The sequence below is a fragment of the Pontibacter brevis genome, from assembly GCF_054779655.1.
The window spans coordinates 1-24,934 of sequence record NZ_BAAGXV010000064.1 but is presented as its reverse complement, the minus strand read 5'-3'; the positions used below and the strand labels follow the sequence as shown (position 1 = coordinate 24,934).

Genomic DNA, 24,934 nt, shown 5'->3' with positions numbered 1-24,934 from the left:
GCAAACAAACTCGTCAAGCAGGCCTTTGCACTGGCAACAAAAGGAGAATATTACACGGAAAAACCATAAAATAAAACTTGCTTTTAAACACAGTTCATTTCGAACATGCCTGAGACGAGTGTAGGTGGTGCACCAGGCACTAACACTCCTGCCAGAGGAGATATGGCAGAGAAACAAAGGCTGAAATATGCGCCAGCAAAATAAGAAGCTACCGTACTACGCATAAAAAGAGAAGCCTGCCGGATACTTAATCCGGCAGGCTTTCTTATATATCGTCAGTTGAGGAACCGCTTAGTTTGAACGGCGCAGTCGGCGCTTATCGCGCTTATGCTTCTTCATCATTTTCTTCTCTTTCTTCAGAATTTCCTTCATACGCTTACTGTTCGCTATTTTCTTCTTGTCAAAGCTCTTTCGGCGGTCATTTTCATAAGCATTGAAACGAGTATCCAGACCTGCTGCACGGCGCTCAGCGGCATCTACAGACGTGCCTTTACGCTCTACTTTTGCAGTACCCCAATACTCATCTTTCGCAGACAAAGTGCTGCTCTGAGAGGTTTGGGCTTTCGCTTCCGGGTAAAAAAGGATGATTCCAAAAGTAAGTATAAGCAGGCTCAGTTTCTTCATATTATCTCTACTAATCAGCGTTTTAAGGTATACAACGTGAAACCTTCAGGAAAGGTATCACTTATTGCTACACTAACACGTAGACGGAAGACAAAAGTTCTGCTATCACAAACTTTGTGACAGGCCGCTTACACAACTTTATTATTCGGTTCGGTAGCAGTTACCTCGTTGTTCCCTTTAAGCAAATCTCTGATTTCAGCAAGAAGCACCTCTTGTTTGTTTGCTGCCGGCGCAGGCTTGGCAGCTTCCTCTTCGCGAATACGGTTGATGGTTCGCACCAACAGGAAAATAGCAAAGGCAATAATCAGAAAGTTGATAACAGTTTGCAGAAAGTTACCATAGTTCAGCGTGATGGCTTTAGCCACTACCTCTCCATTCTCCACCACAGCCTCCCGCAGCACCAGTTGCAACCCGGAAAGGTCTACCTTACTCACCAGCAAGCTTAAAGGCGGCATGATAATGTCGTCAACCAATGATTTGGTAATTGCTCCAAATGCAGCACCAATCACCACACCTACAGCCAGATCTATCACATTTCCTTTAACAGCAAACTTTTTAAACTCTGAAAAGAAACCCATGTACTTATATGTTTATGAAGAAAAAACAGATTACAAACTTAGCCATAATGTCAGACATTCCACACCCCTTCCTGCGCTGCTGTTGCAGGTGCCTGCTGAATAAGCTGTTTAAGGATTGAACTAAATCACTATCTTTGTGAAAGAAAAAAATGATTTTAACCTGAGTCGGATCAACCTATGACTACATACGAGAACCTGCTGCTTAACTTAGAAAATGGCATTCTGACGATTACTGTCAATAGGGCAGATAAGCTAAATGCATTAAGTACTGCAACCATAAACGAGATAAGAAATGCCGTTCAGCAAGTGTATGACGATGCTGCCGTAAAGGGAGCTATCATTACAGGAGCCGGAGCAAAGGCTTTCGTAGCTGGGGCCGACATATCTGAGATTGCCGAGTTGAGCGAAGTAACCGCCCGTAGCTTTTCTGAGCGTGGCCAGGATGTTTTCAGCATGATTGAGCGTTGCAACAAACCTATCATTGCAGCCGTGAACGGTTTTGCCTTAGGGGGAGGTTGCGAGCTGGCCATGGCCTGCCATATACGTGTAGCCAGCGCTAATGCCCGCCTTGGCCTGCCAGAAGTGAGCCTGGGTATTTTACCGGGATACGGAGGCACACAGCGTCTGACACAATTAGTGGGCAGGGGCAAAGCAATGGAACTAGCCATGACTGGTGACATGATTCCTGCTGAAGAAGCAAAGGCACTTGGCCTGGTAAACCATGTGGTTCCTCAGGAAGAACTGATGGACAAATGCCGCCAGATCATGGGCAAAATCATGAGCAAGGCGCCCTTGGCAGTAGGGCTGGTCATCGACTGTGTGAACGCGGTATTCAACAAAGATGAAAACGGATACCAAACCGAAGCAAATGCCTTTGCACGCCTGTGTGCATCCGAGGACTTTGTAGAAGGCACAAACGCCTTTCTCGAGAAGCGCCAGCCGAACTTTACAGGCAACTAACAATTCAGCTACACCGGCTCTCAAACTTATCGCATGAGTATAGCCAAGAAATTGGTCGGGCAAACTGCTGCCTATGGCTTAAGCAGCATCGTCGGCAGAGCCCTCAATTACCTGCTGGTGCCTATCTACACCGTAGTCTTCCTGAGGGAGGAGTACGGAATTGTCTCATACCTCTACTCCTTTACCGCCTTCTTCAACGTGCTGTTCACGTATGGCATGGAGACAGCCTTTTTTCGTTTCGCCAACAAGGAAGGGGCAGATAAGCAGGCACTTTACAACTACACCCTAAGTGCCATCATTGTCAGCAGCGTTATTTTCACAGGTATACTGTTGCTGCTCTCCGGCCCCATTGCAAGTTATGTAGGTATACCCGACAGGCAGGAGTATATCGTGTGGCTGGCCATGGTGCTGGCCATAGATGCCATTGTGGCTATACCGTTTGCGCGGCTGCGGCTCGAGAACAAGGCCATCAAGTTTGCCTCTATCAAACTGGCTAACATCGTACTCACAGTTGGGGCCAATATATTTTTCCTGGTGTTCCTGCGCCACATCGCCAACGGCGAGTACCTGACACAGCTACAGCCGCTCGCCCGGAGGCTGTATGACCCAGATTTTGGGATAGGCTACATCTTCCTGATTAACCTGGTAGCAAATGCGCTGATGCTGCCGATGCTGTGGCGCGAGCTGAGCACGTTCCGCTTTAAGCTGGACATCAGGCGGCTGAAGCCGATGTTGGTTTATGCATACCCGCTCCTGTTCATGGGTATAGCCGGTGTCATCAACGAAGTCATTGACCGGATTCTGCTGGAGTGGTGGCTCCCGGAAAACTTTTACCCGAACATGAGTAATATGGCTGCAGTAGGTGTGTACAGCGCCTGCTATAAGCTTGCTATTTTTATGACGCTGGCCATACAGGCCTTCCGGTATGCGGCAGAGCCATTCTTTTTTTCGCAGGCGCAGGACAAAAACTCGCCACAGGCTTTTGCCATGGTTATGAAGTGGTTTGTAATAGTCTGTGCGTTTATTTTCCTGTTTATCTCGGCCAACCTCGAGGATTTTGCATTGCTCATCGGCCCCGACTACCGGGTTGGCATTATGGTGGCACCCGTGCTGCTGCTGGCCAACCTGTTCCTGGGCGTGTACTACAACCTCTCTGTATGGTTTAAACTGACTGACAAGACAAAGTTCGGCACCTACATCAGCTTTGGCGGCGCGGCCATTACCATCATCTTCAACCTGCTCCTGATTCCGGTGCTGGGGTATATGGGTTCGGCTATTGCTACCCTGATTTGCTATTTCAGCATGGCCCTGGCCAGCTACCTGCTCGGCAACCGCTTCTACCCCATCCCCTATCCAGTTAAAACCATTGTGGCTTATATTCTGCTGGCTGTAGGGCTGGCATGGCTTGCCCTCGACGTTGACATTGAGAACTTCTGGCTACGCCACGCTTATCACCTGGGCATTTGTGTTATTTTCCTGGTAGTTGTGTGGGTGCGGGAACGGCCTTATTTTTCTAAGACGAAAGCTTGATATATCTATAAATAATGAATTCAAAAGACTTGCTGGTTAACGTCATTAACCAATCCAAACACACCCTTCCCTCCTACCAGACAGAGCACTCGGCTGGCATGGACCTGCGGGCAAACCTCGAGGCGCCGGTTACGTTGAAGCCACTGCAGCGCGCACTCATCCCAACAGGTCTGTTTATGGAGCTGCCGGAAGGGCACGAGGCACAGATTCGCCCGCGCAGCGGCCTGGCATACAAGCACGGCATTTCCATTGTCAACAGCCCGGGCACCATTGATGCCGATTACCGGGGCGAGATAAAGGTGCTGCTGGTAAACCTGTCGGACCAGGATTTTATAGTAGAAGACGGTGAGCGCATTGCCCAGATGGTAGTAGCCCGGTATGAGCGCATTACCTGGTGTGCAGCGGAGACACTTACCGACACGGAGCGTGGTGCAGGCGGCTACGGCAGCACCGGCACCAAATAATATTTATAACCTAACTGATTTTTTCCGTTAATAATAAAAGGCGTATATTAATAGCATTACAGAATATCACTTCGATTATTAAATAAATGTAAAATTGCTGCAGCAGCAGACGCTCCTGTAGCTTAAAACCAATCAAAACTAGCTATGAGGATAATCATACCGATGGCAGGAATGGGCAAGCGCATGCGTCCCCATACTTTAACTGTTCCAAAACCACTTATCCCGATTGCAGGCAAGCCTATTGTGCAGCGCCTGGTAGAAGACATTGCAAAAGTATGCGAGGAGCCGATTGAGGAGGTTGCTTTCATCATCGGCCACTTTGGCGACAAAGTGGAGCAGGACCTGAAAAAGATTGCTGAGGCCGTTGGTGCCAAAGGCAGCATCTATTACCAGGAAGAAGCCCTGGGTACAGCCCATGCCATCCTGTGCGCGCAGGAATCTCTGCAGGGCAAGGTAGTGGTAGCCTTTGCCGATACACTTTTCAAAGCCGATTTCAAGCTCGACACCAACGCAGACGGCACTATCTGGGTGCAGCGCGTGGAAGACCCACGTCCTTTCGGCGTAATCAAGCTGAATGAGCAAAATGAGATTACCGATTTCGTGGAGAAACCAGAGCACTTTGTGTCTGACCTTGCCATCATCGGTATCTACTATTTCCGCGACGGGGAATACCTGCGCAGCGAGCTGCAGTACCTGCTCGACAACAACATCAAAGATAAAGGGGAGTTCCAGCTAACCAATGCGTTAGAGAACATGAAGAACAAAGGTACCACCTTTATACCTGCTGTTATCTCTGAATGGCTTGACTGCGGAAATAAAAACGCAACTGTATATACTAATCAACGGTATTTGGAGTATATAAAGGACGAGGAAGGCTTAGTGGCCTCATCGGCGAAGCTGGAGAACGCGGTGATTATCCCTCCTGTATACATTGGTGAAAATGCCAGCATTATCAATTCGGTAGTTGGCCCGCATGTTTCCATCGGAGACAACACAAGCGTATACAACTCAGTGGTGAGCAACTCGATCATACAGAAAGACACCTCTTTAAAATACGGCAACGTGGCAAACTCTATGTTAGGCAACTTTGTTGTGTATGAGGGGCGCCCGTCTGACCTCAGCCTCGGCGACTTCAATACGCTTACAGAGTAAATTATATGAAAACATTCAGAAACCTACTACTTGCTACGTGCTGCCTGGCTTTCGTTGCGTCAGGTGAAAGCAGTGCTCAGTCTTCTAAGAAGAGAGCCAAATCTGCGCCTGATAATATAACGGCCGCTGCCCCACAAACGCAGCAGCCAACAGAGCGCGACAGGCAGATAAGCGAGGCACTGTTTCTGGATGGGATGAAGTACTATATGCTGGAGGACTATCAACAAGCCCTCCAGCTTTTTCAGAAAGCGTACACGGTTACCCCAAACAACGCCGCCTTAAATTATAAGATAGGCGAAACGTACCTGCACCTGCAGGACCCGGAGTCAGCGATGCCTTTTGCCAAAGCCGCTGTAGCACACGACAAGCAGAACGCTTACTATTACCTATTGGTGGCGCAGCTGCACACAGAAAAGAAGCAGTATAACGAGGCTGCCCAAGCCTTCAATGATTTGCTGCGCAATGTGCCTAACTCAGAAGAATACCTCTTTAACCTGGCCGACCTGTATTTGTCACAGTCCCGCTTTGATGACGCCCTCAAAACTTACGAGCGCATTGAAAAGGAATTCGGTGAGATGGAGCAGCTCCTGGTAAACCGCCAGCAGATATACCTCCGCCAGAAGAACATGCCAAGAGCAATTCAGGAAGGAGAGAAACTTTTAGCGGCCAACCCCACAGAAATACGCTATTTTCTGGCGCAGGCAGAGCTTCTGAACGCCACTAAAAAGCCTGATGAGGCTATACAGGTGCTGGACAAAGCGCTTCGTATAGAGCCGAACAATCCCTTTGCGCACCTCATGCTCTCAGACCTGCACCGCCAGAAAGGCAATAAGGCAGAAGCTGAAAAACAGGTAAAACTTGCATTTAGCAGCGCAGAACTGGATATCGATACCAAAGTGCGTATCCTGGTTGATTTCATACGGCAGCTACCTAATCCTGAAGTGGAGGGAGTAGCACTGGAACTGGTTGACCTGACGATTGAAAAGCACCCTGAGGAAGCAAAAGCCTACGCTGTAGCCGGAGACCTGCAAACTATTGTTGGCAAGAAGCTGGAAGCCCGCGATAATTACCTTAAGGCTGTTAAGTTCGACGACTCTCACTTTAAGATCTGGCAGCAGATTGTGCTGTTGGATGCCGAGCTTTCAGAGGCAAGTGCCATGGTGAAACACTCTGAACAGGCTTTGGAGCTTTTCCCGAACCAGGCTGTGTTCTGGTTTTACAACGGCACCGGCCACCTTATCACGAAAAACTACAACAAGGCTGTAAAATCGCTGGAGTACGGCAAGCGCCTGTCAGCTGGCGAACCAGAGCTCCTGGTGCAGTTTAACATGCAGTTGGGTGATGGCTATAATTCTTTGAAAGAATATGAAAAGGCCGACCAGGCATATGAGGCAGTACTGGCACAGGACAGAGACAACGAACACGTTCTTAACAACTACAGTTATTTCCTCTCGCTGCGCAACGAGAAAATGCAGAAAGCCATGGAAATGGCTGAGCGCCTGGTAAAGCAGCATCCTACTAACCCCACCTACCTCGACACCTATGCTTGGGTGCTGTACAAAAGCGGTAAGTACACAGAGGCACGCAAATACCTGGAGCAGGCAGTAGCCATTTCAGACGATGCCACTATTGTAGAGCATTATGGCGATGTGCTGTTCAAGCTGGGGAAAAAAGAAGAGGCTGTCAGCCAGTGGCAGAAAGCCAAGCTGAAAGGCGAAGCCTCTGCATTTATTGATAAAAAAATAAAAGACAAAAAGCTGTATGAGTAAACATATTTTGCTTTGCCTGGCAGTGGTTTTACTGCTGGCAGGCTGCAAAAGAGAAACAGCACCCACCACTGCTTCTGCCACTACAGAAACAATAGGAACAGTAGAAGTAAACAACTTCGATTTTAATTACCTCAGCTCCAAAGGCCAGCTTGCGCTAAACAGCAAAAACGAAAACTTGTCTTCGGGTGTCTCTATCCGGATGAAGAAGGACAGCGTGATATGGGTGTCGGTGCAACCAGGCCTTGGCATCGAAGCCGCCCGCCTGATGCTGACACAGGACTCTGTATACCTGATGAACCGCCTGCAGAAAGAGTATGTAGCCACAGGCTATTCCTTTCTTCGAAATAAATTTCAGGTGGATGTAAACTTTGAGATACTGCAGGCCATCCTGCTAGGCAATTACCAGCCGCAGGGAAACCAGAAAGCCATGGACGAGGGTAACCTGCAGCACGTGCAGCAGATGCGTGAGAACCTGCTGTTCGACTACTTTATTGGCCGCTTGAACAGCAAACTGCAGCAGCTGAATGTGCAGGACAGAAACACAGGAAACACCATTACCGTGAAGTACGACAGTTTCCAGGACATAGGGCAAGAGCCCTTTGCACATGCCCTGGCGGCACAGGTACTTCAGAAGGGCGAGGTGTCTGACTTCAAGCTTAACTACAGCCGTGTCACGGTTTCTGACGAGGCCCTCTCGTTTCCGTTTAGTGTACCCGCCGAGTATAAACGCCCCTCTGTCAATTAAATATCTGAGGCTGTTGGTTCTTCACTTATAGTTTTGCCATATTTGCAAACTCAGAGTAGAAGAACCACCCTTGTGATGAACGCCCTTTACAGATTCACTTTTTTCCTGTTGTTGCTGTGCCTGCCACTGGCTACCCAGGCCCAGAAAAAGAAAAGCAAGGCCCAGCTGGAGAAAGAGAAGAAAGAAAACCTTAACCGCATTAAAGAAGCGAACCGCATTCTGCAGCAAACTAAAAAGCAGAAAGAGGCTTCTATTGGGCAGCTAAATGCTATCCAGGAAAAAATAGCGGTTCAGAAGGGCGTTATCAGCAACATCTCCCGCGAATTAACTTATATAGAGTCTGACGTAAAGGAGACAGAAGGCATTGTAGGCGCACTCCAGAACGACCTTGAGCAACTAAAGGCAGAATACGCCACCATGGTGTACGCCGCCTCCAAAACAGCAAACAGCTACAATAAGCTCATGTTCCTGTTCGCCTCCGATAACTTTAACCAGTTGGTGCGGCGTATGCGCTACCTGCAGCAATATTCAGAGGCCCGAAAGAAGCAGGTAGAACAGATAAGCAAAGTACAGGCCGCCCTGAGTGGCCAGCTGGCCATACTGGAATCAAAGAAGCAGCAAAAGCAAAACCTGCTAGGCAAGCAAGTGGCAGAAAGCAAAAACCTACTAACCCTGCGTCAGCAGCAGGACAGTGTTATTACGAACCTGAGTAAGCAGGAAACAAGCCTGCAACAGGAAGTAGCCGCCCGGCAGGAAGCTGTAAAAAAGCTGGATAAACTGATTGCCGATATTGTGCGGGAAGAAATAGCCCGTGCAGCGAGAGCTGCCCGAGAGGCCGGCAAGACATCAAACGCCGGAGCCGGAAAAGTTACCCTTACACCAGAACTGGCGCTTATTTCCAATTCCTTTGCAGGTAACAAAGGCCGTTTGGCCTGGCCGGTGGAGCGGGGCTTTATCTCCCAGAAGTTTGGCCGCCACAACCACCCGGTATTAAAAGGTGTGGTGGTAGAAAACCACGGGGTTGACATTCAGACCACACAAGGTGCGAGTGCCCGTGCTATTTTTGAAGGCACCGTACTCACTGTAGCAACCGTACCAGGCATGAACAATATTGTAATGGTGCAGCATGGTGACTACTTTACAGTATACGCCAAGCTTAAATCTGTTAACGTGAAGCCGGGTCAGACAATTAAGATAAAGGATGTGATTGGCACCATCTACACTAATAGCGATGGCACCACCGAACTCCAGTTCCAGGTATGGAAGAACCAGCAGAACCTGAACCCGGAGAGCTGGATAGCTCGTTTGCAATAAAGCGACACCAAGAGAGTGCATAAGTCACGGGAAAGCCATAGCTGAAGCTGTGGCTTTCCCGTTTTTAAAGGAGTTGCATTCTGAGAAAGAGGCAAGTGGGAGGGGGCTTACAGCGTTTGTGCATAGCATAGCCGTAAAATAAAAAAAACACCCCACAGTGCAGGGTGCCTTTCCAAGCTATGAAAACAAACTTAATATTTTATATGAAAGCAGGCTGCGGGAAGCCTGCGTCAAAATCAAATTCAAATCTACAACGAACTGGCTAAAGATGCAACTTTAATGCATTAAGTATTAGCATCTTTAAATTTATTTATATATATACTTATATTTAACTTGAAGGTTTCAAAATTTCTTCCCTTTATTTTAAGAACAAATGCAGGTATGGGTAAGTTGCTTTTGATGAGAATAATTTATGCCGCTTATCCCGCCTATTTTCTATAAAGCGGCACTTTCAGCTACTGGTACCTCTATTTAGTTTTTCATACTTACTACGATAAATCCGATTGCCTGCCTAAACCGTTGGTATATAAGCTAATTATATTTTAACTTAACAGAATGAAGCTGTCAGTAATAGCTTACAGACGAGGCGAAACAGGCAAGTCTAAGTACATTACTCCCATGGAGATAAAAGCAACGGGCAACTGCATATGCTGGAAATTTCAACTGCAGGTCACTGATTAGCAAGTAAAAGCCATACAAATAACAGCTATTAAGGGAGTGATTAAACTTATCTATGCTGTTATGGGTTTAATTAAAATATTAGCTCTAATTTTGTAGCAATCATTTAAATTTTTTAAAAGATGGAAATCAACAACATTTTCTTATTCATCGGAGGTTTAGGAGGCACAGAGATCTTTTTAATCCTTTTCGTGATCCTGCTTCTTTTCGGTGCTAAGCGCATTCCTGAGCTGGCCAGAGGCATGGGCCGTGGCATCCGTGAGTTCAAAGACGCTACGAAGGAGATTAAAAACGATATAGAGAGTTCTGTAAAAGACGACACGCACGCTAAGTAAGAAGTAGTACCTATAAGCTTTCATTAGCTTTATGTATTTCAGTAATGTGTTCCTTTTCCTGGGGGACCTGGGAGGAGGAGAAATGTTTGTTGTTCTGACAGCAGTGCTCCTGCTTTTTGGCGCAGATAGAATTCCGGGCATCGCACGTTCTTTTGGGCGTGGCATCCGTGAGTTCAAAGATGCGACCAATGAAATTAAGAACGAACTTGAACAATCCATCAAAGACGACCCTAAGTCAAAAATAGATTGAGACAGTATAACTCGCTAAATGACGTCCGCACCGATATTGCCAACGGGCAGGTAACGTGTCGGCAACTGGTAGAATATTATCTACAGAACATTAAAGAAAAAGCTGAGCTGAATGCTTTCCTGGAAGTATTTGAGCAGGAAGCATATACACAGGCAGACATTGTAGATCACAAAATCGCCAATGGCACAGCAGGTAAGTTGGCAGGTATGGTGATAGGCATCAAAGATGTACTCGCCTACAAAGGGCATAGCTTACAGGCATCCAGCAAAATGCTGGATGGCTTTAAATCGCTCTATACCGCTTCAGCTGTAGAACGCCTGCTGCAGGAGGATGCTATCATTATTGGCCGCCAGAACTGCGATGAGTTTGCGATGGGAGCCTCTAATGAGTCTTCAGCATTTGGCAATGTGCTCAACGCTGACGATACCTCCCGTGTTCCGGGTGGGTCTTCAGGTGGTTCAGCAGTGGCAGTACAGGCCGACCTGTGCCTTGCCTCTATTGGTTCAGATACTGGTGGCTCTGTACGGCAGCCTGCTGCTTTCTGTGGTGTTGTCGGTTTCAAACCTACCTACTCCCGCATCTCCCGCTATGGCCTTATCGCCTATGCCTCTTCTTTCGACCAGATTGGCGTGATTACGAAGAGCGTACCGGATGCTGCACTTCTGCTGGAGGTAATGGCAGGAAAAGACGGCATGGACAGTACCGCCAGCGAACGCGAGGTACCGGCTTACAGCGAGTTACTCTCTACAGACAAAAAGTATAAAATCGGCTACATCCGCGACTGCTTCGAGAACGAAGGCCTAAATGCGGAAGTAAAGGAGGCTGTATTGAGTGTTAAAGAAATGCTCAAAGACGATGGTCACCAGGTAGAGCCGGTAGAGTTTCCTTACCTCGACTACATTGTGCCAACGTACTACATCCTAACCACTGCCGAAGCCAGCTCTAACCTGGGTCGCTACGACGGGGTGAAGTACGGCTACCGCTCTAAAAACGTGACGGACCTAACCTCGCTGTACAAAAAGACCCGGGCCGAAGGCTTTGGCCATGAGGTGCAGCGCCGCATCATGTTAGGCACTTTTGTACTGAGCGCAGATTACTATGATGCCTACTATACCAAGGCACAAAAAGTGAGACGACTGATTAAAGAGAAGACGGACGAGTTGCTTCAGGAATACGATTTTCTTATCTTGCCTACAGCTCCTACAACTGCCTTTAAGATAGGAGAGAACATCGAAAATCCGTTGGCCATGTACTTGGCCGATATCTTTACAGTTCAGGCCTCACTTGCAGGCGTACCAGCTATTTCAATCCCGGCTGGTCGCGATGCTAACGGCCTGTCCATCGGGTTGCAGTTACTGACCCGCTCCTTCGAAGAGCCGCAACTGCTGGCTTTCTCGAATTATATCATGGACAAGATTACCGTTGAAGCATAGATAAATGCCATGACCTACACTAAGTTCTTTACACTGCTAACGGCTGTGGTCTGTAGCGTGTGGGTAAACAATACCCTCGCTCTCGGCCACGGCCGTTTGCTTGAAACGCCATTTAAAGCAGAAGGAGACACCTTAAAAGGAAAGACACCCCCAGTGCTGTCTCCTGAAGAGGAGGCGCTGCTGGTGGAATATATCCCGAATGTACCCAACGACCTGATAGCTGACAGGCTGAGCTGCATAGAAACGGAAATTCCGCTTGAGTTCAACAACTATGTAAGGAATTTTATTGACTACTTCACCATCCGGAACAGGAAGTACTCCCGCACGATGCTTACGCGCGAGAACGTGTACTTCCCGATGTATGAGAAGTACCTCAAGAAGCATAACATGCCGATGGAGCTGAAGTACCTTTCTATTGTGGAGTCAGGGCTTAATCCAAAGGCACTCTCACCTGTAGGAGCAGCTGGCCTATGGCAGTTCATGAAACCGACTGCCAGTGACTTTGGTTTAAAATACAACGAGTTTATTGACGAGCGCCTGGACCCGGAGAAGTCCACAGAAGCAGCGCTGAAGTTCCTGCGCCGCCTGCACAACACCTATGGCGACTGGGAACTGGCTATGGCCGCCTATAACTGCGGCCCCGGCAATGTAAACAAAGCCATCCGCAAAGCAGGAGGCGGCAAAAAGACATTCTGGGAAATATTCCCGTACCTGCCTAAGGAGACCCGCGGCTACATTCCGTCCATGACGGCCGTTATTTACACCATGCACCATGCAGGAGACCATAACATCTTCTCAGACTCTATTCTGTACCAACCGCAGGTGGCCTACCTGGAGGTGACGCAGGACCTGGACCTGAAAAGGCTGGCAGCTGAACTTCATGTAACTCCCGCTGAACTGATGGCCCTGAACCCGGAAATAAAGGGCACGACTATTCCGCAGCACCTGCGCAACTATAAGCTACGCATTCCAGCAGAACGTGCTCCTCTGCTGGCCTCTGCTGAAGACAGGAGCTGTATTATGCTGGCCGCTGCCCCTGTTCGTGAGCCGGTGAAGAGAAGAGAGCCTGAAGAAGCACCTGTTATGCTGGCTTCAGCTAAGACAGAGAAACCTGCTCCTAAGAAAGTGGAGAAAGCAGAAACAATTGCGGAGGAAAAAACAGCAGAAAAGGAAGAAGAGGCAACAGCAGCCGTTGCAGCAGTTGATAAAAAATCAACTTATACAGTGCAACGCGGTGATAACCTGACGCAGATAGCCCTGCGCCACCAGGTAACCGTCACACAGCTACGGGAGTGGAACGATCTGAACGGCAGCAACATTAAGCCGGACCAGAAGCTTGTTATCTACCAGCAAGCTAGCGCAGAAGAAGAACCAACTTTACTTGCCTCCAACGAGGAAACTAAGCCAGCGGCCAAGGTGGCTACAAAAGCAGTTTCCAGGCAGGTAAAAGAAAGCGTGCAGGTAAAGCAGGTTATTCACCATGTGCAACCCGGCGATACCCTTTGGAACATCTCCCGCAGGTACGATGGCATCAGCATAGAACAAATCAGGAAGCTGAACAAGCTCAAGTCTGATGACCTGAAGCCCGGCCAGAAACTGATTTTAAGTTAATACCATTCATTACCTGTACAAAAAGCACCTTCTGCAGAAGAGGGTGCTTTTTGTTTATTAACGGGTTAAGAAAATGTTAAGGCGCATTAAAAAAGCATAAATTCTGTTCCAGAAACTCCTGCTCCCCTTATCTTTGACAGCTTGGTTTGGATAAGCGGCAAATTCTTATAAAATTGGTCTTTAGCCACATATACATAGTAAGAAGTCTATTTTTTTCTGCCAAAGCAGAAACCCTACAATACAAACAACAAACGCATTTATGATCAAAGTAAACAAAGAGGACGCCCTTAACTACCACATGGACGGCAAGCCCGGGAAGATCGAGGTAATACCAACTAAAATGGTAAGCACTCAACACGACCTGGCACTGGCCTACTCCCCTGGCGTTGCAGAGCCATGCAAAGAGATTCATGCAGATAAAGACAATGTATATAAGTACACCGCAAAAGGCAACCTGGTAGGGGTTATCTCTAATGGTACAGCAGTCTTAGGTTTAGGCAACATTGGTCCGGATGCCTCTAAGCCGGTTATGGAGGGAAAAGGCGTACTCTTTAAGAAGTTTGCAGGCATTGATGTATTCGACATAGAGATAGACAGCACGGATCCGGATGAGTTTATCCGTATCGTAAAATCCTTGGAGCCAACGTTTGGCGGCATTAACCTGGAAGACATCAAGGCGCCGGAGAGCTTTAAGATAGAGGTAGCGCTGAAGGATCAGATGAACATCCCGCTGATGCACGACGACCAGCATGGAACAGCCATCATCTCTGCAGCGGCCCTTCTGAATGCCCTTGAACTTACAGACAGGAGGATAGAAGACATAAAGATGGTGATGAACGGAGCCGGTGCCGCCGCCATAGCCTGTGCCAAACTCTATGTAGCCTTGGGCCTGAAGCTTGACAACATCGTGATGTTTGATAAAGACGGTATCATCCGTCCGGAGCGCAACGACCTGGATATATACAGGTCACAGTTCGTAACCACACGCAATATTCACACACTGGCAGAGGCCATGGAGGGTGCTGACGTGTTTATAGGCCTTTCAGCCGGGAATGTGCTGGCTCCGGAGCTCATAAAGACGATGGCACCGGACCCGATTATATTTGCCCTGGCGAACCCCGACCCTGAGATTCCTTATGATGTAGCCATGGCTACCCGTGATGATTTGATTATGGCCACAGGCCGATCGGACCATCCGAACCAGGTAAACAACGTGCTGGGCTTCCCTTACATTTTCAGAGGTGCCCTGGATGTGCGCGCCACAGAGATAAACGAGGAAATGAAACTGGCCGCCGTGCACGCGCTTGCTGCCCTGGCCAAAGAGCCGGTGCCTGATGTGGTGCTGAAAGCCTATAGCGACACCACCATTAACTTTGGTCGCTTTTACCTCATACCAAAGCCCCTGGATACGCGTCTGATTACCACCATATCACCGGCGGTAGCGAAAGCAGCCATGGACAGTGGTGTTGCCCGCAGGCCCATCACCGACTGGGATGCCTATGAGCAGGAACTAAAGGAGCGCATCGGCATCGACCAGAAGCTGATGACCCGCATTATGAACCAGGCGAAAAAAGACCCGAAGACAGTTGTATTTACCGAGGCAGACAACTACAAAATCCTGAAGGCAGCTCAGATTGTAAAAGAGCAGCGCATTGCCAAACCTATTCTGTTGGGTAACCGCGAAACCATACAATCCATTATTGCAGAACACAAGATGGACCTGGAGGGTGTCACCATCATGGATACGTATGAGGAAGATGCGCGGCGGGAGGAATACGGGCAGCTGCTTTACGAAAAGCGCCAGCGTAAAGGCCTCACCCTGTTCGATGCCAAGCGCCTCATGCGCGACCGTAACTACTTTGGCAGTATGATGCTGAATAATGGGGAAGCAGATGCCCTCATCTCCGGCCTTACCCGCGATTACTCCAAAACTATTCTGCCAGCGCTGCAGGTAGTAGGCGTGGAAGAAGGTGTGAACAAAGTGGCAGGTATGTACATTATCCTGAGCCAGCGGGAGCCATTTTTCTTTGCGGATACTACTGTAAACCTGAACCCAACCGCTGACGAATTGGTTGACATAATCGGTTTAACAGCGCGTACCGTTAAGTTTTTCGATACAGAGCCGCGTGTGGCCATGCTATCCTACTCTAACTTCGGCTCAGTACGTGGCGATGTGCCGAACAAGGCAGCTGAGGCGGTGCGTAAGGCAAAACTACGTTACCCTGACCTGTTGCTGGATGGTGAGATGCAGGCTAACACTGCCCTGAACCGCAACCTGCTTCGCGAGCACTACCCGTTCAGCGAGTTGGCAGAGCATGGTGCCAATACCCTGGTGTTCCCGGACCTGGCTTCCGGTAACATTGCCTATAAAGTGCTGCAGGAGATTGGAGGTGCAGAAGTAATCGGTCCGGTGCTGATGGGCATGCGCAAACCGGTACACATTTTACAGCTTGGCTCCTCTATTCGCGAGATTGTGAACATTGTGTCCATTGCTGTAGTAGATGCTCAGAATTATAATAACCAACCCATATAGATGATAGCCTATATTGATGGCAAACTGACGCATAAAGACCCTACTTATGTTATTATAGATGTGGGTGGCGTAGGTTACCAGATAAAAGTTTCGCTGAACACGTACTCTTCGCTGCCAGCCAGTGAGCGTTGTAAGCTGCATACGTTCCTGCACATTAAGGAAGATGCGCATACGCTCTATGGTTTTACCACAGCAGCCGAGAAAGAACTGTTTTTGCTCTTGATATCTATTTCAGGCGTGGGCCCCAATACGGGGCTCATGATCCTGTCTTCTTTGTCTGTGGAGGAGGTTCAGCAGGCCATTATGCGGGAGGATGTACGCACCATCCAGCACGTGAAAGGGATTGGGGCAAAAACAGCCCAGCGTATTATTCTGGAACTGAAGGATAAGGTTAAGAAAGATGCGCTTATCTCGGATGCTGTTGTGCCTGCTGCAGCACACAATATGAACCGTTCCGAAGCGTTATCAGCATTAGTAACGTTAGGTTTTGCAAAGAACGTGGCAGAGAAAACACTTGACGCTATTATTAAACGCGAGGGGGGTAACCTGAGCGTAGAGGAGTTGATTAAGTTTGCGTTGAAGTCTTCATAAGTAAGAGAATATCCAATTTTGATCTGGAAAAGTAAAAAAAGCAACCTGCTTCTGGCTGTTGCCACTATTTCTATGCTGGGCTGGTGGTCTCAGGCAGAAGAGTTGCGTTCAACCAATAGGTTCAGATTCACTATTCTCAACAACTCCCTCCCGCAGGATACAGTGAAGAAGGACACCGCTAAGGTGCAGCAGTATATTCCAAGCCGCAAACCTACCTTTGTGCCTGCCGACAGGTACGGGAACCCCTTCAGTACACGGCCCAGTTCCTCTCCCCTGTTGCTGGGGCAGCCAAGCAACCTGCAGCTCAACGTAGAACTGGACGATAGCCTGGGGCTGTACAACATCACCGAAACCCTGGGAGATGTAAACTACCGCCCACCATCGTCTATGAGCCTGCGGGAATACTCGGAGTGGCAGCAGCGGGAGGCCATCCGTAACTACTGGCGCGCCAAGTCAGCCGGCCTGGATGGCGAGAGCGTGGTTAGCAGCAGTCGCCTGATCCCGAAGCTATACATCAGCCCGGTATTCGACCGGATCTTCGGTGGCAACTATGTGGATATTCAACCCAATGGTAACGTGTCGCTGAAATTCGGCGCGCGCTTTAACCGTAACCAGAACCCTACTATCCCCCTCAGCCAGCAGCGCACCGGCGACTTTGACTTTGAGCAGAACATCTCGCTGAACCTGGTGGGTAAGATTGGGGATAAAATGCGCCTTAACTTTAACTGGGACAATAACGCCAACTTCGACTTTGAGAACAACATGAAGCTGGATTATACCGGTTATGAGGAGGAGATTGTCCGTAAGGTAGAGGCCGGTAACGTGAGCCTGCCGCTCAATAACTCGCTTATAACAGGTGCCCAGAACCTTTTCGGTATCAAGACGCAGTTGCAGTTCGGCCGCCTGGGTGTTACCACCATTGCATCGAGTGTGCGCGGCACAAACGACGAGGTGGTTATCCAGAATGGTGCCCAAAACAGGCCCTTCTCTATCCGGGTGGATGAGTACGACAACAACCGCCATTTCTTCCTGTCGCAGTTCTTCAGGGGCCGTTATGACCAGACCCTCAGGAATCTGCCACTGGTAAACTCCGGCATCGTTATCCGCCGGATTGAGCTGTATGTTACCAACAACAACCGCTCTACGGAGAACCTGCGCAACATGGTGGCTTACATGGACCTGGGGGAGGCAGCCCCGTTCCGTAACCAGTTCGAGAGCGGCAGACCGGTCACGGCTCCTGCTGACAATGCCGTTAATATACTTTACAGCCAGATTGCCCGTAACAGTACTGCCCGCAACAACTCACAGGTAGACACATACCTCAACAGCCTCGGCCTCCAGAAAGGTATCGACTTTGAGCATGTGCGTGCCCGCCGGCTGGACCCACGGGAGTATAAATTTAACCCGCAGTTAGGCTACATCTCACTTAACACCATGCTGCTGCCAGACCAGGTACTGGGAGTGGCATTTGAGTATACCTACAATGGCAAGACGTACCAGGTAGGGGAACTGATGGATGACTACCAGAACCTGAATGCTGACCAGGTCATCCACATGAAGTTGCTGCGGGCAACAAACCCGTCCCTCGAGTACCCGACCTGGGACCTGATGATGAAGAACGTGTACAGCTTGGATGCCACACAGGTTACCCGGGAGAATTTCCAGCTTCAGGTTATTTACAAAGACGATGAGACAGGCATTGACATTAACAGCCTGAAAGAGCCAAGCCCTATCCAGAACATACCACTGGTGGAGGTGCTGAACCTTGACAACGTAAACACGAACAACGACAAGCCAAGCGACGGCAACTTCGACTTCCTGCCGGGCATAACAATAGACCCGGAAACAGGGCGTATCTATTTCCCTCAGGTGGAGCCGTTCGGGGATTACCTGGCAGAAAAGCTGGCGGGCCGCCCTGAGCTGATAGAGCGGTATGTGTTCCAGGAACTGTATGACCAGACGCAAACGGACGCGATGCAGAACAACGTAAAGGCAAAGTTTTACCTGAACGGGCGCTTCCAGGCTTCGTCTGCAGATGAAATCATGCTGCCCGGCTTCCGAATTGCAGAAGGCTCTGTGAGAGTGTACTCTGGCGGAACACTTTTGGTGGAGGGCACCGATTACCAGGTGTTTTACGACATGGGCCGCATCAAAATACTAAACCCAAGCTACATTAGCTCGGCAAACGACCTGCGCGTAACCTACGAAAAAGCGGAACTCCTGAACATACAGCCCCGCACCATGCTGGGCGCCCGCTTTGACTACCGCCTGAGTGATGACATCAACCTGGGGGCAACGGTATTAAGCATAAACGAACAGGCTTTCATTAACCGTGTCAGCATTGGCGATGAGCCTACCAACAACACCATTTACGGCTTTGACGTGAACCTGCAGAAAGAGTCAAGGTTCCTGACAAAGCTGACAGACGCGATTCCGCTCATTGACACTAAAGTACCTTCTCTGGTTACCTTTAGTGGAGAGTTTGCCCAACTGGTACCCGCCAAGTCCAAGTCTAATGCCAACGAAGACGGTGCTTCCTATATTGATGATTTTGAAGGAGCCGAGACCCCCTATAGCCTGGGCGGCTTTAGCAACAGCAACTGGCGCCTGGCCGCTACCCCCGCTCCGCTTGTGCCGGGAGCAGGACTGGCCTACTCTTACAACAGGGCCAAATTAGCCTGGTATACCATTGACCAGATTTTCTACCGCAACAGGGATAACCTAAAACCTTCTAACATCACGGACACCGAACTGCAGAACCACTATGTGCGGGGCGTCCGGCGCCAGGAAGTGTTTCCGGGCCGTGATGCAGAGGTTTCGAATACCTATGAGTACACCTTTGACCTGGCTTACTACCCACGTGAGCGGGGCCAGTACAACTATAACCCCAACCTGACGCCACAGGGCTTTCTGGCAGAAGACCCGCGCAACAACTGGGGCGGTATCAGCAGGGAAATATCTTTCGACACAGACTTCGACAATGCCAACATTGAGTATGTGGAGTTCTGGCTTATGGATCCGTTTATTACAGGACCAAACGGCAGGAAAGATGCAGAGGGCAACATGATTACGAATAACGAAGGAGGAGAACTGGTGCTGAACCTTGGGAGCATTTCAGAGGATATTCTGCGCGATAACCAGTACTCCTTTGAAAACGGGCTTCCTACCTCTCCTACTGATGTGCAGAACCTACAGGAAACCACCTGGGGTCTTGTAACGCAGCAGCAGTTTCTGACTGATGCCTTTACGGGTGTGCCGGGAGGCCGCCAGTTCCAGGATATCGGATTAGACGGACTGAATGATGCAGGCGAGGCAAACTATTTCCGAAACAGCTTCTTAAACCAGATACCAGGCACACCGCCACAGATCGTGCTGGACGACCCTTCAGCAGATAACTTCCTGCACCACCTGGATGAGCGCTATGATCAGCGGAATGCTGGCATTCTGGCCCGTTACAAGAACTTTAATGGCATGGAGAACAACTCTCCGGAAAACAGCCGGTTCTCTAACTACGCCTTCCCTGATAAAGAAGACCTGAACCGCGACAATGTTATCAATGACTTGGAGCAGTACTACGAGTACAAGGTGAACCTGCGCCCGGAGCAACTGGAAGTAGGGCGTAACTTTATAGTAGACCGCGTTACCCGAGAAATTCACGGGGATAATGTAACCTGGTACCAGTTCCGGATCCCGGTGCGCCAACCTACAAATGCTGTTGGTGGCATCAGCGGCTTTAAATCTATCCGGTTTATGCGCCTGTACCTGACGCAGTTTGCGGACCCGGTGGTGCTACGTTTTGCGCAGTTCCAGTTCGTAGCCAACCAATGGCGAAAATATGAACAGCCGATTACGGACGGCAGCCCCTGCCTTACCTGTACCGATGATGTCCGTAACTTTACCGTATCTACCGTTAACATTGAAGAGAACGGCCAGCTGGTAGAAGGCAGCCAGGATATTCCTTACATAGTACCTCCGGGCATTAGCCGCCTCCGTGACTATACCTCCACCAACGACCGCCGCCAGAATGAGCAGTCGCTGCAGCTGTGTGTGGAAGACCTGAAAGATTCTTTCTCAAAGGCAGTGTTCAAGAACATCTCTTTGGATATGCTTATCTATAAGCAACTGAAGATGTTCCTGCACGCTGAATCCAGCGACCCTGCTACCAGGGACGGCGATGTGCAGGCCTTTATCCGCATTGGTACCGACTTCACGCAGAACTATTATGAGTATGTGGTGCCGCTGAAAATAACACCGCCGGGCAGCAACACAGAAAGTGCCATCTGGCCAGCAGAAAACCAGATCGAGATAGCCCTTCAGGCATTTGTGGATGCCAAGGTAGAACGTAACAGAGCATCAGGCCACCCGCTTTACAAGCCGTATGAGGTGCTTCTGGAAGGCGGCAAGATGATACGCGTAGTTGGTAACCCTGACTTTAGCGAAGTAGAAGGTATCATGATAGGCCTACGTAACCCACGCCAGCCAAACGATGACGGACGCCCGCAGTCTGTTTGTATCTGGGCTGATGAGTTGCGTGTAACTGACTTCCGCAACCAGTCAGGCTGGGCCGGCAATGCGCGCCTGAACACAAAACTGGCTGATTTTGCCAACATCACAGCTACAGGCGCCTATACTACCGTAGGATTTGGTGGCCTGCAGCAGAAACTTGCGCAACGTGCCCGCGAGAACACGGCCCTTTTTGATGTAACCGCCAATGTGGTGATGGACAAGTTCCTGCCGGAGAAGTGGGGAGTACGGGTTCCGCTGACCCTGCAGTATGGTGCCCTGAACAGCGAGCCGCAGTTTGACCCACTGGATAAGGATGTGCCGCTGGAACAATCGCTCACCAAACTTGAAACAGATGAACAAAGGTCTGCTTACAGGAAAGAAGTAACAACCCGCGAAACAAGGAAGAGCATCAGCTTGCTGAACGTACGAAAAGAGAGAGTAGACACAGAGGCCAGGGTGCGGCTATATGATGTAGAGAACTTCTCCTTCTCTTACTCTTACGCAGAACGCCTGTTCACCAACATTGAAACAGACCGCGACTTCAGCAAGACTTATACAGCAGGCGTGGCTTACGCTTACAACAACACGCCAAGAAGCTACACGCCTTTCGCCAACGCAGAAGTATTAAAATCACCGTACCTGCGCCTGATAAAAGAGTTTAACTTCTCGCTGGTGCCAAGCCGCTTTGCCTTCCGGGCAGACCTGAACCGCTTCTACAACGAAAGGTACTTGCAGCGCCCTGACCCGGCTACGCGTTTTGTAACCACACGCGGCATTGCTCCTATTTTCCAGAAGTACTTCTACTTTAACCGCATCTACGATATGCGCTGGGACCTGACCAAGAGCCTGTCGCTGGACTACACGGCTACAAACCGCGCTGTAGTAGATGAGCCCAATGCCCGTATCAACAGCGAGGTAGACTCTTTGCAGTACAAGAACAAGATTATCCGGGATAATTTGTTACGTGGTGGCCGAAACACCAACTTTAACCAGATGGTGGCCCTGAACTATAAACTGCCTTTTGACAAGTTCCCGCTCACTGACTGGGTGGATGCCGAAACCCGCTATGCGACCACCTATATCTGGACAGCCGGTTCTACAGCACTAAACCAGGCTGCTGACTTCAAGCTGGGTAACACAGTAGAGAACAGCACCGAGATAAGCCTGAATGGTAAGATCGATATGGTGAAGCTTTACAACAAGGTAAGGTTCCTCAAAGAAGTCAACTCACCGACTCCAACCAGGCCGGGATCCGCGCCAATTCCGGGCGATACAACTGCACGCAAACCGCAGCCAGACCTGAAGTTACTGAAGGGGCTGGCGAGGGTGCTGATGATGACGCGCTCGCTGAATGTAGCCTACCTGGAGAACCGGGGCTCTATGCTGCCGGGCTACCTGCCTGCCACGAAATTCTTCGGATTTGATGACGGCTTCGAAGCACCCGGCCTGCCGTTTATCCTTGGCAAGCAGTATGACCTTGATGACCTGTATAACCGGGCCTACACCAATGGCTGGTACACAGACAGCAGCCAGTACCTGAACACACCGTTCAGTGCCATCAATACAGAAACCTTTACAGCACGCGCCAATCTGGAGCCGTTCCGTAACTTCAACATGCAGCTGGATGCCCGTCGCACAAAATCTGTGATAGATGAAGTATTCTACCGGAAAGAGATGGATGATTTCGGCAACATCAGCGCAACGGACCAGCGCCAGAACCCTTTTACATCCGGCTCTTTCAGTACCTCATTCATGGCACTCGGCACTCTGTTTGAGTCAACGAAAGACGGCACATCAGAAGCCTTTAACAGCTTTGTTCGTAACCGTTATGATGTACGCGACAAACTGACAATGGCCAATGCAGAAGCCAATGACTCTTCGTATTCACTGAACTCGCAGGAGGTGCTTATGAAGTCATTCCTGTATGCATACCAGGGGCGCGACATTAACGGGTACCAGGCTAGAGCAGAGAGCCCGTTCAGCAGGCTGCCTATTCCGAACTGGCGCATCGACTACAATGGGCTCGAGCGCCTGCCGCTCTTCCAGAACTGGTTCAGCCAGATTAGTCTTTCCCATGCCTATAATTCCAGCTTCAATATTACGAGCTTTACTACCTCGCTGGAGTACAACCAGGAGCCAAACGGGTTCCCGACACAGCTGAATGAGTTTGGACGAATAGAGCCATACTACCTCGTAAGTCAGCTCACGATAATGGAACGCCTTGCGCCGCTCCTGGGTGTCAACTTCCGGACAAAGAATAACCTAACAGGTCGCCTGGAGTATAAGATTGAGCGTAACCTGTCACTGAACCTGACAAATGCCCAGGTAACAGAAACGAATGTGAAGGATTATGTAATTGGATTCGGCTACGCCACCACGAACTTCCGTATTCCGTTCAAGATAGGTGGCCAGCGAAGGGTACTGGAGAATGAACTGACAATGCGCCTGGATATGTCTGTGCGTGAAAACCAGACGGTGCAGCGGGCTATTACAACCGACAATGCGGGCGTGGAGCGCAGCCAGAACCAGATTACGAACGGAACACGCCAGCTGCAGCTGCGCCCAACCGTAGACTATGTACTGAGCCAGCGCGTAAACCTGCAGTTCTATGTGCTGCGCAGCGTGTCAGACCCGAAAATCTCCACGTCTTTCCGCAACAGTGTAACTGAGGGTGGCGTGCAGCTACGAGTTAATTTGCAATAATATTTTAGCATTGCGAAAAAGACCGTAATTTTGGGGGAAATTAATACTTACAAAAACTCATGAACTTACCTGATAACTTAAAGTATACCAAAGACCACGAGTGGATCCGCATTGAAGGCGATGTTGCTGTTGTAGGCATCACTGATTTTGCCCAGAGTGAGCTAGGTGATATTGTTTATGTAGACATTGACACTGTAGAAAAGCAGATAAACCAGGAAGATGTATTTGGCACAGTGGAAGCTGTGAAAACAGTTTCTGACCTGTTCAGCCCACTAAGCGGCACAGTGCTTGAGTTCAATGAGCAGTTAGAGAACAGCCCTGAACTGGTTAACTCTGATCCTTACGGCGAAGGGTGGATCATTAAAATGTCTGTGGACGATGCGAGTCAGATTGATGGCCTGCTAAGCGCAGAAGCTTACCGTGAAGTAATTGGTCAGTAAGCGCAACGCTAACCGGCTTGATACTCCGATATAACCTTTTCACAATTTTATGGGCAGCAGTGATATTGCTAACAACACTGCTGCCCTCTTCTTCCCTACCCTCTGTCTCCGTTTGGTGGGACCTTTTCTCCTTCGATTCCTTTGCCCACGTCTTTTTATTCTCAGTTCTTATCTTTCTGATGATTGTGGGGTTTGCAAAGCAGTACACACTTCTTAAGCTAAAGCACTACCCTATCCGGTATGCCTTTTTTCTCAGCACCTCGTTCGGGATCTTTGTGGAGGTGATGCAGCACCTTTTTATTCCTGGCCGCCATGGCGACATTGTTGATGTGTTGTGCAACACACTCGGCTGCGTGATAGGCATTGTGCTTTTTAAATGGGTTTACGTCTGGTAAACCGTCCAGAGCGCAAAACCAGAGATATCTATTTCTTCTTTTCTGTTGCTTCGGCATGCTTTTTCAAGCTACAGAGTGCGGCCTTATCCAGCAACACACAAATAACCTTTTTCATTGCCTCCTTCCTGCGCTCCACGTCCGCGAGGACGCGTTTTCCCGTTCGGCGCTGTATAAACCTGAAGCATCAGAATACAGTTTTCTCCTGTCTCTTCTATTCTAACGTGAACTCGGGAATTAAGCTAAACATCTGGCAGGGTTAAACCTTGAGTTCTGGTGGTCCAGGAAAGTGTAGGCGCTCAGGCCTGAGAGGATGTGCACCAGGG

18 protein-coding genes are annotated in these 24,934 nt (G+C 49.4%); 16 read left to right on the top strand and 2 right to left on the bottom strand.

The features are described 5' to 3' along the window. Positions 1–291 precede the first annotated feature (291 nt). Complete coding sequence (locus tag ACYVB1_RS14125; RefSeq protein ID WP_460924425.1) at positions 292–624, bottom strand: hypothetical protein; 333 nt, start codon at positions 622–624, stop codon at positions 292–294. A gap of 128 nt (positions 625–752) precedes the next feature. Beyond that, entirely contained in the window at positions 753–1,202 is a 450-nt protein-coding gene (mscL, locus tag ACYVB1_RS14120) for a large-conductance mechanosensitive channel protein MscL (RefSeq protein WP_460924424.1), read from the bottom strand. A gap of 177 nt (positions 1,203–1,379) precedes the next feature. Here mscL and ACYVB1_RS14115 point away from each other — a divergent pair, with 177 nt between their 5' ends. The 16 genes from ACYVB1_RS14115 to ACYVB1_RS14040 all read left to right on the top strand — a co-directional run bounded on the left by ACYVB1_RS14115 (position 1,380) and on the right by ACYVB1_RS14040 (position 24,611). Next, positions 1,380–2,162, top strand: coding sequence for an enoyl-CoA hydratase/isomerase family protein (locus tag ACYVB1_RS14115; RefSeq protein ID WP_460924423.1), 783 nt, complete (start codon positions 1,380–1,382; stop codon positions 2,160–2,162). A 33-nt stretch (positions 2,163–2,195) separates the two neighbouring features. Continuing rightward, positions 2,196–3,692 carry a lipopolysaccharide biosynthesis protein gene (locus tag ACYVB1_RS14110; protein WP_460924422.1) on the top strand — a complete coding sequence of 499 codons (1,497 nt, stop codon included), beginning with the start codon at positions 2,196–2,198 and terminating at the stop codon, positions 3,690–3,692. 14 nt (positions 3,693–3,706) lie between these two features. Continuing rightward, entirely contained in the window at positions 3,707–4,156 is a 450-nt protein-coding gene (dut, locus tag ACYVB1_RS14105; protein ID WP_460924421.1) for a dUTP diphosphatase, read from the top strand. A gap of 144 nt (positions 4,157–4,300) precedes the next feature. Next, the gene (locus ACYVB1_RS14100) at positions 4,301–5,308 is read left to right on the top strand and encodes a sugar phosphate nucleotidyltransferase (protein WP_460924420.1); all 1,008 of its coding nucleotides are present in this window, start codon (positions 4,301–4,303) and stop codon (positions 5,306–5,308) included. 5 nt (positions 5,309–5,313) lie between these two features. Next, entirely contained in the window at positions 5,314–7,077 is a 1,764-nt protein-coding gene (locus ACYVB1_RS14095; RefSeq protein ID WP_460924419.1) for a tetratricopeptide repeat protein, read from the top strand. Further along, the gene (locus tag ACYVB1_RS14090; protein ID WP_460924418.1) at positions 7,070–7,822 is read left to right on the top strand and encodes a DUF4292 domain-containing protein; all 753 of its coding nucleotides are present in this window, start codon (positions 7,070–7,072) and stop codon (positions 7,820–7,822) included. Before ACYVB1_RS14095 ends, ACYVB1_RS14090 begins: the two co-directional genes overlap by 8 nt. Positions 7,823–7,897: 75 nt before the next feature. After that, positions 7,898–9,136: a murein hydrolase activator EnvC family protein gene (locus tag ACYVB1_RS14085; RefSeq protein ID WP_460924417.1), complete on the top strand. Its 1,239-nt coding sequence runs from the start codon at positions 7,898–7,900 to the stop codon at positions 9,134–9,136. 800 nt (positions 9,137–9,936) lie between these two features. Further along, positions 9,937–10,149 (top strand): Sec-independent protein translocase subunit TatA/TatB, encoded by a 213-nt coding sequence (locus ACYVB1_RS14080; RefSeq protein ID WP_460924416.1) that lies wholly within the window; start codon positions 9,937–9,939, stop codon positions 10,147–10,149. A 31-nt stretch (positions 10,150–10,180) separates the two neighbouring features. Further along, positions 10,181–10,399, top strand: coding sequence for a Sec-independent protein translocase subunit TatA/TatB (locus tag ACYVB1_RS14075; protein ID WP_460924415.1), 219 nt, complete (start codon positions 10,181–10,183; stop codon positions 10,397–10,399). Next, positions 10,396–11,832 carry an Asp-tRNA(Asn)/Glu-tRNA(Gln) amidotransferase subunit GatA gene (gene gatA, locus ACYVB1_RS14070; RefSeq protein ID WP_460924414.1) on the top strand — a complete coding sequence of 479 codons (1,437 nt, stop codon included), beginning with the start codon at positions 10,396–10,398 and terminating at the stop codon, positions 11,830–11,832. The genes ACYVB1_RS14075 and gatA overlap by 4 nt, the downstream gene beginning before the upstream one ends. Positions 11,833–11,841: 9 nt before the next feature. Then, positions 11,842–13,443, top strand: coding sequence for a lytic transglycosylase domain-containing protein (locus ACYVB1_RS14065; RefSeq protein ID WP_460924413.1), 1,602 nt, complete (start codon positions 11,842–11,844; stop codon positions 13,441–13,443). Positions 13,444–13,702: 259 nt separating this feature from the next. Beyond that, positions 13,703–15,976: an NADP-dependent malic enzyme gene (locus ACYVB1_RS14060; RefSeq protein ID WP_460924412.1), complete on the top strand. Its 2,274-nt coding sequence runs from the start codon at positions 13,703–13,705 to the stop codon at positions 15,974–15,976. Beyond that, complete coding sequence (gene ruvA, locus ACYVB1_RS14055; protein WP_460924411.1) at positions 15,977–16,567, top strand: Holliday junction branch migration protein RuvA; 591 nt, start codon at positions 15,977–15,979, stop codon at positions 16,565–16,567. An 18-nt stretch (positions 16,568–16,585) separates the two neighbouring features. Further along, complete coding sequence (gene sov, locus ACYVB1_RS14050; protein WP_460924410.1) at positions 16,586–23,776, top strand: T9SS outer membrane translocon Sov/SprA; 7,191 nt, start codon at positions 16,586–16,588, stop codon at positions 23,774–23,776. Positions 23,777–23,835: 59 nt separating this feature from the next. Continuing rightward, positions 23,836–24,216, top strand: coding sequence for a glycine cleavage system protein GcvH (gcvH, locus tag ACYVB1_RS14045; protein ID WP_460924409.1), 381 nt, complete (start codon positions 23,836–23,838; stop codon positions 24,214–24,216). A 59-nt stretch (positions 24,217–24,275) separates the two neighbouring features. Next, the gene (locus ACYVB1_RS14040) at positions 24,276–24,611 is read left to right on the top strand and encodes a VanZ family protein (protein WP_460924408.1); all 336 of its coding nucleotides are present in this window, start codon (positions 24,276–24,278) and stop codon (positions 24,609–24,611) included. Positions 24,612–24,934 lie beyond the last annotated feature (323 nt).